This is a genomic window from Labilibaculum sp. K2S, assembly GCF_030372765.1.
Taxonomy (GTDB): domain Bacteria; phylum Bacteroidota; class Bacteroidia; order Bacteroidales; family Marinifilaceae; genus Labilibaculum.
Genome location: NZ_JAUCMW010000011.1, coordinates 88,852 through 100,845, shown reverse-complemented (window position 1 = coordinate 100,845; position 11,994 = coordinate 88,852). Strand labels below are relative to the sequence as shown.

Here is an 11,994-nt window from a genome sequence, read left to right as displayed (position 1 = left end):
ACTATTTTTTTACCATGGAGATCACAGAGTTGCACAGAGTCTAAATCATGTGTTTTAATCTATTTTTGGCACAATAATTTTCTAGCTTTCAATTCGATGGTACGAATACGATCTTTGTACGTATTGTGAGTATTCATTTTTTCAATATCCAGAGAAGCATCCGAATTATCATCCCAGCGACGACACAAATAAATTGGATCGTAAATTCTACCAATTTGATAATTACGCGAAATTGCCAATCCCAAAGCATAATCTTCTCCGTAATTTACATTTGGAATCGGATTCTTACGCAATACCGGAGTATAGAATGCACGGGGAGCTCCCAATCCATTAATACGAAGCGCATTGTTTCTTCCGTTTTCCGGTGTCCACTCTTTGTGATCGATAATTCCCGGAGGAATTTCTTCCAATGCGAAGTTCACCATCTGATAAGTTCCCACAACCATAGCACAGTTTTGACTGTAGAATGCATCTACAACTTTCTGCACAGTGGTTTCACCTGCATATAAATCATCACTATCCAACTGAATGGCAAATTTTCCGCAAGATTCATGAGCTACTGCCTCATTCCAACAGCCTCCAATTCCCAAATCTTTTCGTTCCGGAATAATGTGAATGATCCGATTGTCCACAGCAGCATATTTCTGAATAATTTCAGTCGTTCCATCCGTAGAGTAGTTATCCACAATAATTAAATTGAAATCCACATTCGCTTTTTGAGCCAACACCGATTTAATCGCATCCTCAATGGTTTTTACACGATCGCGAACCGGAATCACAACAGAAGCTTCCACTTTAAAATTGCCTTCATTAAAGGCAACATTGTCAAATTTTGGTGCTAAAAAAGCTCCAATTCTCTTTAAATGTTCGGTGCAGGCAATCTCCATTTCAATTTGTACTGCGCGATTTTTAGGATCAACGTAATCGAAAATTTTCTCTCCCGATTTTCTTGTATCCATTTCCTCTTCGGTGTACAACACTTCCGGAATTCTCATAAATTCAGAACGGGCTGCCATTGCCAAACGCAATTCATACAATCCTGCATGACGAAAAGAAGTGTCTACATCTTTCACTGCTTCTTTCAACACCTTCGCATCGTAAAAAAGAACCGATCCAAAATTAAAATCATCTCTCAAACTTCCTTCCTGATAATCGATTACCGGACAATTTTCAACCACACCATTCTTAATGGCACGATAATTTGAATACACCAAACCACTATTTGTATCCTTGGCTACCTTCAGAAACCGATCCAAAGCCAATTGTCCCAAAGTTAAGGCACTTGTTTTTGTATAGATGAAAACATATTCGGAATCTGTTTTCTCAGCAATTGCATGAACCGTTTTTCCGTGGGATAACGATTCCGATGTTAAAATATTAACACCTTCAGCATCTAGTTCTGCATCTCCACCTACCACATAAATCGCAGCTACCAAATCTGATTTTATCAGCTCATTAATTGTTATTTCGGTCTCTTCCTTTGTTCCAAAAGGAATAAAACATGTCACCTTTTCGTTCATAGTAATTATTGTGTTTTTATTATTTTCTTACTGATTAAAAAATTGAAGCATCTGTTTCATCAATTCATTTCGATGCTCTTTCGTTTCCAGTGTTTCGAATGGAAAGCCTAAAATTACAGATTGATAGTTTCCATCATACAATACACCGGCACTTTTATTATTTCCTGAATAACGAAGAAGAACTTTTGCGCCTTTACCTTTAGGTTCAATCGCGTCGGGTGCTTCAACCTTATATATATCGGGTGAATATCCTGTTTCGAATTGATATTCTCCTGTAAAATTATTTCGTACTTCGTTGGTATGCGATACTTTCCCCAATTTGCTCGCATGATTAGTTCGGAACTGAAAATGCAATTCATCCTCAGCAAAAGTTTTTGCCAGACTATCGCCACACAATTTCAAATCGGTTCCCACATAAGCACCCGAAAGTAACAAATTTGCATTTTCGCAGCTAATGTATTTTCGAATCGCCTCTCTCATTTCGGGCGTGTAAATTGTAAAATCCTTATTTTCTTTGCCGTAAATTCTCTTTGTTGTTTTTTCCTCTCCAAAAATCAAATCCAACACATAATAATCCTGCGCTTCCCAATTCAATTCTTCGAATGCCTCATCACTCATCGATACAAATCCAAAACCATTATCGCGAACCGCCTGTCCGTGTACAAAAGGATAATCGAAACTATTGCCCGGAATTATTCTTTCTTCCTGATCAGCATATGAGCTTCCATGACCCGAAGCGTCATCATCCAACCATTTCGACTTTCGATCGAAATCGTACTGATCACCCACATAGGCAATATTTCTTTTGTATGCGACACCCTCATCTTCCGAACTTACAAAACCGGCAAACTTCCCATCATCAAATCCCTGAGGAGCCGACACCCTATCAAATCCATTTACAATCAAAATCGGTTTCTTTCCGTTTTCTGATTTGCAATAGGCTAGAATCTCAGAATCGAAACTTTCGCCACCTTTATTTAAAGCTGTTACTTTAAAACTATAAATCACTCCCAGCTTACAATTTGTAATTCTATATTCGGAATTGGAAACAACTATTCCATTATCAAATCCCTCATCTTCAATTCTTGTGTAAACTTTGTATGATTCAGAAACTGCCGTAGGCTCCAATTGATCTGCTACTGGTTTCCATGAAAGAACAATTCCTTTTTCGGTTTCCCTGATTTGAAAATGATCAACAGGCAAAGGCTGAACCACATAATCTCTTTTATCCTGCGATGAAAGAAACTTTAAAATCCCTTTGTAATAAGCTCTGCAGATATCGAATTTAAACTTCGGATCCATTCCCTGATACATATCAGCAAAATTATGGTGCGATAACAATTCAGACAACATGGTAGGAACTTTTGGACGGTACGCTTCTGAATATTGCTTGTTCCACATTCCTCGCCTTGTCCATTTTGGTTCATACTTTTTACGAATATCCTGCACAACCTGAGATTGAATAATATCCGTTAAATCGCGGCTTGCCCATTTCGACTGTCCGTTTGGAAAACGATCTTCATCTCTGGTTGTAGAGTAAATGGCTAAACTTCCAATAATTGAATCATTAGAGGTAAAACCTGCATCGGTGTGGAATGCCAAAGCCATATCAACGGGTATCCCCAATCCCTTTACAGTTGGACTTTTTGTTGGGCCGGAGGGCGTTCCAAGCAAGTAATCCACCCACTCACCACGACTCATGTAATCATCCTTGTAATCGGTTTTGCCACTTTCTTTTTTCTGAAATTTAACTGCATCTTTCCCCCGATTACTATAATCTGCCTTGTAATCTTTATTAATGCTGTACACCAACGAATCGGGCATACCTGCATACTGAAGATAATAACGTGCTGCCTCCTGATATCTTGGTCGGTTACTTGTATATTTTTGCCAAACACAGGAGTCCATTTCAAATCCAAGCTCTGTTCTTTGCTTCTTCAACTCATCCAATTCTTCGGGATTTCCCCGGGCAATGTTCCCCATTCCTCCACCAAATCGAATCGCATCAGCCGAAATCCACTTTCCAGGCTCCTTACTTTCATTGGTCAATTCAACCATTCCCTTTTCGGAATTTTTCCCTTTATCAAAAAGAAAAGTTCCCAAATAAATCCAGGTTTTACCACCCATACTTTGATTCACCAAAAACTCAGTTTCACCTCCTGCGTGATGCACGGTATAGTGTGCATCATTCACATTATCCTCATCATCAGAATAGGAAACAGATACCGCATATTCTCCTTTTTCAGGAAAACAAGGAATGTATTGCACTTTAGCGGATACGTCAGTACCCGCCTCAGTCTGATAGCTATTTCCCAATTCAAATGGATTTTCGCCCTCAATATAAAATGGATACTTATTTGCGAAACCCGCTTGTGAATTCAATTCCCAAACGGAATCATTTGCAAGATATTCCGATCCTTCCGATGACCAATCAGCATCTACAATCACTTCATTTTTCTGAATATCTCTTTCGCGAGGAAACAATATGTTCGCTCCGGCATTTTCAAGCATCGGAGCAATATATGGCACTACAAATTCCATGGTCCACAAATCTTCCACCGTTGTATAAACTCTTGCCCGTTGCCATTCCCATCTGTCCAAAGTATTCTCATAATACCATCCATGTGAGTACCACAAAGCAATGTGTTTATTTTCCAATCCAAGTTTTGCATCGTTCCCTGTGTTTACTCTTCGCACCAAAGCTTTCGTTACTTCAGGATTCTTATTCAAACGATTTGTATCCACCTCAACAATTCCATTTCGATAGAGATTAGGAATTAAATCACTTATTTCCTGTCCCATACTTTCCATTCGGATGGAATAATCCCGAAATCTTCGCCCCAATTCTTCCTTGAAATCTTTCTTATATCTCTGTACAGATTCCGGACGAAACGGGATATACGAAAACACCGGATTCATATACAATGTGATTTCTTCTTGCTCTGAATCTATTTGCAAACTATCGTACTTAAATGTGAAAACAAAATCTTTGGAAGCTTGCTCAACAAAAAATTGTGCTGCTTTGTCGGCTTTTCGCTTCAGTCGGTCTGATTTCTTAGCGGCTATCAAATTAAAATTTGAGAACAACAACAATATAGAGATTACAAAAAGTACTCTAAAAAAACGAATATTTCGAAAAAATACAAACATGGAAATCATTGTTTTACGGTTAAAATGAACCAGTTTAAAAGAATCTGGAATTCGATAAATTGAATTCGGAAATTCTCAGATAAATCTAAACAATATACCTGACAAAAGCTTCAATTGCCTCGTATTCTGCCAAGCCTAATTTGTTAAATAAATCAGCTGTAGCCCTATTTCTTTCTTCTGATCTTTGCCAGAATAATCGGGAGTCATTTCCCATAAAAGGAGCACTTTCCATTTGCGATTGATGACGTAATATTGCATTTCGTTTGTGCTGCAATTCCTCAGGACTAACCGGAACTGCCATTTGGATTTCGTCCAAATCCCACTCCTGCCAAGCTCCACGGTACAACCACACGTAGCAATCCTTCATCCACTCCTCATCTTTCACTATTTTTAATGCCTGATATATTCCTTCCCAACATACCCGGTGTGTTCCATGAGGATCGGACCAATCACCCGCAGCAAAAATTTGATGAGGTTTTATCTTTCGAAGCAAGTTCACCAAAATTCGAACATCTTCTTCTCCCAGTGGATTTTTCTTAACCGTACCCGTTTCATAAAAAGGAAGATCCAAAAAATGAAGGTTTTTTGATCGAATACCAACAAAACGACAGGCAGCCTTTGCCTCTCCTCTCCTGATTAAGGCTTTCATATTTCGTACTTCAGCTGTATCTATTCCTCCCGGCTTTTTATTTTCCAACAGAAACTTTTGAATATCTTCAATTACACACTGAAGATTACCTTCGTTGGTATCATGAGTTCTCGAAAAACTCTTTACAAAAGAAAGATATCTAACTGCCTCGTCATCGGCAACCGCAATATTTCCTGAAGTCTGGTAAGCAACATGAACTTCATGGTTTTGATCTACCAATCGTTTCAAAGTTCCTCCCATCGAAATTACATCATCATCAGGGTGCGGACTAAAAACCAAAACCCTTTTACTTGCCGGTTCTGCTCTCTCCGGCCTGTGAGAGTCATCTGCATTTGGCTTTCCTCCCGGCCAGCCTGTTATGGTGTGTTGCAAATCATTAAATACCTTAATATTTACCTCGTAAGCCGAACCATACAAAGCAAGTAACTCACTCAATCCATTATCATTATAATCACGATTAGTCAGTTTCAAAATTGGTTTTTGTAATTTATTACACAACCAAACAGCCGCTTTCCGAATCCAATAACGATCCCACTCAATACTTCCAACCAGCCAAGGATTTTTTACTCTTGACAATTCACTTGCTGCCGGCACATCCAAAACGAACTTCACATCGGTATGTCGTTGCAAATAACTGGCGGGAACGGCATCGCACTGACTTTCTTCCAATGCCTTTTTTACAATCGCAGCTTTTCCTTCGCCCCAGGCCATTAAAATAACCCGGTTGGCTTTAAATATGGTTCCAACACCCATTGTTATAGCCGCCTTAGGTACATTATTTAATCCATTAAAATCTTTGGCAGCATCTCGTCTGGTCAAGGAATCGAGCATAATCAAGCGGGTTATCGAATCCAGTTGTGAACCAGGTTCATTAAACCCAATGTGGCCTGTACGACCAATTCCAAGTATTTGCAAATCCAATCCTCCAAAAGAATCAATCAACTTTTCGTATTCTTTGCAGTATCCGGTAATTGCAATCTTGCTTACCTCCCCATCCGGCACATGAATTTGATTTTTAGGAATATCGATATGATCAAACAGAACATCATTCATGTAATGATTATAGCTTTGTGCACTCAGTTTCAACATCGGATAATACTCATCCAAATTAAAAGTAATCACATTCATGAATGACAAGCCTTCCTCTTTGTGCAGACGAATCAATTCAGAATACACCCCTAATGGTGTTGCACCAGTAGCTAATCCCAAAACACACTTTTCTCCAAGCTTTTGTTTTTGCTTAATTTCATTTGCAATTTCACCGGCAACCCATTTGGCCGCCTTTTCAGCTGTTGAAAAAATATCTGCCGGCATTTTCTCGTACCGGGTTTTCACTGTTCTGTCGAACTCATCTGAAGGTTGGTAATACAACTTGGCTTCATCAAGCTCTTCCCTAAATTGCAGTATCTGATTCTCCATTTTGCTATCTCCTGATTTAAATTACTTTCGGATCAAAAATAGAACAGAAAATCATATTTTCCAAAATTGGTCATACATGTTATATAATACTTTTTACAAATGTTTAATTTTTATATATTTGTAACGTGAAAATAAATTCACCCGTACAATAAGGATATTAAGCAATGTAGAAGGAATGAAAATGGAAAAATACAAATTCAATATTAATTTAATTATTTGTAAATTCATTTTAAATTAACATTCATCATACATGTTATAAAAATAAAATCATGATATTAATTGCAGAGAGCGGATCAACCAAAACCGACTGGGTTCTTCTCGGAAGTAAATGCGTAACTAAACGCCAACAAACTTTAGGAATCAATCCGTACCATCAAAATACGAGTTCGATAATTAAAATAATTAGCTCACTTGATGATTTTGGTTCGGTTACCCAAATCTTTTTTTACGGTGCCGGTTGTGCCGTTGATGATAAGAAGAAAATCATTAAAGACTCCTTACTACAAATTTTTCCAGATGCAAATTGCGAAATTAACAGCGATGTTTTAGCTGCAGCCCGATCGGTTTGCGGAAGAGAAAAAGGCATAGCGTGTATCATTGGAACAGGATCCAATTCCTGCTTATACGATGGGGAAAACATTGAACACAACGTTCCTCCCTTGGGATACATATTGGGTGACGAAGGCAGCGGAGCTGTTATGGGTAAAAAATTGTTGGCTGATATTCTTAAAAATATTGCTCCTGCTGAAATAAAAAGTGCATTCTACCAGAAATACAATCTGGAATATGCAGATATCATAAACAAAGTATACAAAGAGGAAGCTCCCAGCCGTTTTCTTGCTCAATTTACAATCTTTCTTTCTGAGAACATTCAATCACCATATATATCGGAGCTTGTAAAAAAGAGCTTCGGTGAATTTTTCGAAAGAAATATAAAACAATACAATAATCACATCAACCTACCCATTCACTTTATCGGAAGTATTGCATACTACTTTAAAAATGAATTGGAAATGGTCGCAGCCAAGACCGGTTTACGTCTTGGAAGAATTGAGCAAAGCCCATTGGAAGGATTGATTCAGTACCATCTTGGTAAATAAAAATAAAATAATGAATAAAGCAGGTAACCAGAAAACTTCAAACAAAATAACAGAATCACCTTCTAACTTTTCCAATTTGGAAAAGATGTCGGTTAATGAACTACTTATTGGAATTAATCAGGAAGACGGACAAGTTCATTTGGCAGTAAATCGCGCAATTCCAGAAATCGAGAAATTTGTTTCCCTACTTGTTGACCGCGTTAAAGCCGGAGGTAGATTATTTTATATTGGAGCCGGCACAAGTGGCAGACTTGGCGTATTGGATGCTTCAGAATTACCGCCAACTTTTGGAGTTCCGGGAAATATTGTAATTGGATTGATTGCAGGAGGAGAAAAGGCCTTAAGAAATGCCGTTGAATCGGCCGAAGATGATTGGAACAAAGCCTGGGAGGAAATACAGGAACATGGTTTTAATCAGAATGATACAGTATTGGGAATTGCTGCTTCGGGCACAACTCCTTATGTTATTGGCGGTGTAAAAAAAGCCCGCGAAAATGCTTTGCTTACAGCTTGTATTACATGTAATCCAGGAGCTCCCGTTTCGCAAGAAGCAGAAATTGTAATTGAGGCAATTGTTGGACCCGAATTTGTTACCGGAAGTACCAGACTAAAAGCCGGAACTGCTCAAAAAATGATTCTTAACATGATCACTACCAGCTTAATGATAAAATTGGGAAGAGTTCAGGGCAACAGAATGGTTAACATGCAGCTAACCAACAAAAAATTGGTTGAACGAGGAACCAAAATGATTATGGAAGAATTAAAACTTGAAAAAGAAGTTGCCAAAAGCTTACTTTTAAAACATGGCTCAGTAAAAAAGGCCATTGAAGCTTACAAATAAATATTGTTTTAAAAACGATAAAAAAAACGGAGATTGAATGATCAATCTCCGTTTTTTATTGAAATTATAGTTCTTATTTTTTCAAATATTGTGTGTAAATCTCAAGGGTTCTGTTTATCTGTCCAACCATCGCTTCAAAAGCCTTATCAGCATTCTTATCCCGAATAGCTTCATAAATGGTACGATGAGCTTTAATTGTAAAATCTTTCTCTCCATCGACATTGGCATAAATCAAATTTCGCATACGTGGCAAAAGAGAATAGATTGGCTCCATAGTAATAATCACAATCGGATTACAGGAGGCCTTAGCAACATTCAAATGAAATTTATTGATGATATCAGCTTCCATCTGAGTATTATCCGGATCACAATCTTCCAAATCCCCAATATTCTTAAGCAATAGATCCAGATCCTTATCTCTTCTGTTATTCGCCGCCATCCTGGCAATTTCCGGTTCAAAAACACGCCGTACTTCAATAATTTGAGGGATCAAATTACTGTCAAAACTTAAATCATAATACAAATTTAAAGAATCAATGGCATCTTTGATCTTCAACTCGCTAACATACATGCCACTACCTTTTTTAATCTCAATTAAGCCGCGGGCACTTAATCTACGCAAAGCTTCGCGTAATGCAGTCCGACTAACTGCAAACATCTCGCATAATTCTCGCTCCGATGGAAGTTTAGCTCCCACCAGTAACTTCTTCTGGCGAATAGCCTCTTCTATTCGGCGCTCAATCTTCTGACTAAGAGTTTGAGCTGATCCTATTTTTCCAAAAATTTCATCCATGAACTGCAAATTTACTTCAACTTGTATGATCTATTGCGAAATATACAGCAATTAGTCTGTATTCCGTTAAAAAACCATGCAATTAAACCCAAATACAAACATAACCAGAAAAATACCGATTTTCAAGGTTTAAGCTTTATTTTAAACGATTCCGAAGTATCAATGAAATAAAATAATAATTATCCTCCGTAAAAATAAGGAATTAAGACAAATCCCAATCAAACTTTAAACTGATCATACCAAAATATATCTTTGCCTAAAAAAGGGTACTCTATGCCAGAATACCCTTTCCAATTATATTTGAATTGCAAATTATTATCCCATTTATTTAAACATTTGGGTTACTTCTTTAATTCTGCAAAATACTTGTAGAACAATGGAATTGTGTTGATTCCATTAAAAAATTGCTCCAATGGGAAATTCTCATTTGGAGAATGAATTGCATCACTTTCCAATCCAAATCCAATGAGTACAGATTTAATTCCTAGAATCTCTTCGAAAGAAGAAATAATTGGAATACTTCCACCACTGCGAACAGGTACAGGACGTTTTTCGTAAACTTTGGTATACGCTTTATCTGCAGCAATGTAAGCCGGGAAATCTATCGGACAAACATATCCTTGTCCTCCATGCAGCGGAGTAACAACTACTTTTACACAATCCGGAGCAATTGCTTCGAAATGTTCTTTAAATAGAACTGAAATCTTTTCCCAGTTTTGATTCGGAACCAAACGGGTTGAAATTTTTGCCGTTGCTTTTGAAGGAAGAACTGTTTTAGCACCTTCGCCAATATATCCTCCCCAAATACCGCAAACATCAAACGAAGGGCGAATTCCTGTATGTTCAGAAGGAGTATAACCCTTCTCACCAGCTAACTCTTTTACATCGATTGCTTTTTTGTACTCCTCAACATCAAAAGGAGCTTCAGCCATCATTTCTCTTTCGTCCTTAGTAACTTCAATTACATCATCGTAAAATCCAGGAATGGTAATATGACCATTATCATCAACCATCTGAGTAATCATTTTAGCCAAAACGTTGATTGGATTTGCTACAGCTCCACCAAACAATCCTGAATGAAGATCACGATTAGGACCAGTCACTTCAACTTCCCAATACATCAATCCACGTAATCCTGTAGTAATTGATGGTATGTCCGGAGCAATCATTCCTGTATCAGAAACCAAAATCACATCCGCCTGCAACATTTCTTTGTGCTCTTCACAAAATTTTGGGAGGTTAGGTGATCCCACTTCTTCTTCCCCTTCAATCATGAACTTCACGTTACAAGGAAGACAATTGTTCTTCACCATATATTCGAAAGCCTTTGCATGCATAAATGCCTGACCTTTATCATCATCAGCACCACGGGCCCAAATTTTACCATCCTTAACAACAGGCTCAAAAGGATCTGTGTTCCACAAATTAATTGGATCAACCGGCATTACATCCATATGTCCGTAAACCATAACCGTTGGCAATTTTGGATCGATAATTTTCTCACCGTAGGTAACAGGATTTCCTTCTGTTTCCATTACCACCGCCTTGTCAGCACCAGCATTCAACATCAACTGCTTCCAATATTCGGCAGCTTTATACATCTCTGGTTTATTTGCTTCAATCGAGCTAATTGATGGAATTCGAATCAGTCCAAACAGTTCCTCTAAAAATCTCTCTTTGTTCTCTTCAATATATGCTTTAATGTTATCCATAATAGTGTGTTTATTGGATTTAAGTAATTTGAAACGTAAATATAGTAATTTGAAATTAGCTTTCAGCCTCCATCCAGCGGAGATTTGCAGGCTATTAAATGTCAACACCCATCAAATCATAAATCAAATAAACACACATAAAGAGCATAAAAAAAACAGCAACCAAGCGGTTACTGTTTATAATATAATTTTGTGATACTTTTCCCCTTACATTTGGTACTTTGTCATCTACATTTTTTTCATGATTTCATCAATGTGTTCAGCGGCATATTGAAGTTCTTTATACCATTCTTCACCATATTTTCTGATCAATGGTTCTTTTAAGAAAACATAAACCGGGGTTCCGTTTTTAAATCCTAATTCTCTGGCAGGTTTGCAAATATCCCATTTGTTATAATTCACCGCATCAAACTCTTCATACTTCTGAATTCGTATCGGGTATAACTGACAGGAAATTGGTTTGCGAAAGTTTATTTTACCATCGAAAAAAGCTTTTTCGATACCGCATTGTGCCGATCCATTTTCAAAAACAGTATAAACACATTCTTTATTGTTAATGATAGGAGTTACCAAATCACCATCCGAATCGATTACAGTTTTACCTTGTTTTTCAATTTCATCAATGCCTTTTTCGGTAAGATACTCTTCTATCACGGGATAAATCTCCTCAATAATCAACTTCTCTTCTTCCTCTAACGGAGCACCCGAATCTCCCTCTACACAACAAGCCCCGCAACATTTTGAAATATCACAAATGAATTTCTTTTCGATCACGTCTAAACTTACTATGGCTTTTCCTATCTGTAACAC

At 37.7% G+C, this 11,994-nt stretch carries 8 protein-coding genes; 2 read left to right on the top strand and 6 right to left on the bottom strand.

Translation table 11 applies throughout. The features are described from left to right. Window positions 1-59 precede the first annotated feature (59 nt). The 3 genes from QUH73_RS13335 to nagB form a co-directional block, all read right to left on the bottom strand. A complete protein-coding gene (locus QUH73_RS13335) occupies window positions 60-1,520 on the bottom strand; it encodes a glycosyltransferase family 2 protein (protein ID WP_289530932.1) in 1,461 nt (486 codons plus the stop codon). Between the two features lie 27 nt (window positions 1,521-1,547). Then, window positions 1,548-4,670, bottom strand: coding sequence for a golvesin C-terminal-like domain-containing protein (locus QUH73_RS13330; RefSeq protein ID WP_289530931.1), 3,123 nt, complete (start codon window positions 4,668-4,670; stop codon window positions 1,548-1,550). A gap of 85 nt (window positions 4,671-4,755) precedes the next feature. Then, the gene (gene nagB, locus QUH73_RS13325; RefSeq protein ID WP_289530930.1) at window positions 4,756-6,738 is read right to left on the bottom strand and encodes a glucosamine-6-phosphate deaminase; all 1,983 of its coding nucleotides are present in this window, start codon (window positions 6,736-6,738) and stop codon (window positions 4,756-4,758) included. A gap of 269 nt (window positions 6,739-7,007) precedes the next feature. Here nagB and QUH73_RS13320 point away from each other — a divergent pair, with 269 nt between their 5' ends. Then, on the top strand, window positions 7,008-7,838 hold the full coding sequence (locus QUH73_RS13320) for an ATPase (RefSeq protein WP_289530929.1): 831 nt from the start codon (window positions 7,008-7,010) through the stop codon (window positions 7,836-7,838). Between the two features lie 10 nt (window positions 7,839-7,848). Continuing rightward, window positions 7,849-8,679, top strand: a complete 831-nt coding sequence (gene murQ / locus QUH73_RS13315; protein ID WP_289530928.1) for an N-acetylmuramic acid 6-phosphate etherase — start codon at window positions 7,849-7,851, stop codon at window positions 8,677-8,679. A gap of 73 nt (window positions 8,680-8,752) precedes the next feature. Here murQ and QUH73_RS13310 read toward each other — a convergent pair whose 3' ends face one another. From QUH73_RS13310 to QUH73_RS13300, 3 genes are all read right to left on the bottom strand, one after another. Next, window positions 8,753-9,472 carry a FadR/GntR family transcriptional regulator gene (locus QUH73_RS13310; protein WP_289530927.1) on the bottom strand — a complete coding sequence of 240 codons (720 nt, stop codon included), beginning with the start codon at window positions 9,470-9,472 and terminating at the stop codon, window positions 8,753-8,755. Window positions 9,473-9,813: 341 nt separating this feature from the next. After that, complete coding sequence (locus QUH73_RS13305) at window positions 9,814-11,184, bottom strand: dipeptidase (RefSeq protein ID WP_289530926.1); 1,371 nt, start codon at window positions 11,182-11,184, stop codon at window positions 9,814-9,816. Window positions 11,185-11,412: 228 nt separating this feature from the next. After that, window positions 11,413-11,994, bottom strand: a complete 582-nt coding sequence (locus QUH73_RS13300; protein WP_289530925.1) for a DUF3109 family protein — start codon at window positions 11,992-11,994, stop codon at window positions 11,413-11,415.

What these genes read in the sequence shown, in the direction of transcription:
- QUH73_RS13330 (WP_289530931.1), bottom strand. Translation starts at nt 4,670, where the DNA reads ATGTTTGTATTTTTTCGAAATATTCGTTTTTTTAGAGTACTTTTTGTA.
- QUH73_RS13305 (WP_289530926.1), bottom strand. Translation starts at nt 11,184, where the DNA reads ATGGATAACATTAAAGCATATATTGAAGAGAACAAAGAGAGATTTTTA.
- murQ (WP_289530928.1), top strand. Translation starts at nt 7,849, where the DNA reads ATGAATAAAGCAGGTAACCAGAAAACTTCAAACAAAATAACAGAATCA.
- QUH73_RS13310 (WP_289530927.1), bottom strand. Translation starts at nt 9,472, where the DNA reads ATGGATGAAATTTTTGGAAAAATAGGATCAGCTCAAACTCTTAGTCAG.
- nagB (WP_289530930.1), bottom strand. Translation starts at nt 6,738, where the DNA reads ATGGAGAATCAGATACTGCAATTTAGGGAAGAGCTTGATGAAGCCAAG.
- QUH73_RS13335 (WP_289530932.1), bottom strand. Translation starts at nt 1,520, where the DNA reads ATGAACGAAAAGGTGACATGTTTTATTCCTTTTGGAACAAAGGAAGAG.
- QUH73_RS13320 (WP_289530929.1), top strand. Translation starts at nt 7,008, where the DNA reads ATGATATTAATTGCAGAGAGCGGATCAACCAAAACCGACTGGGTTCTT.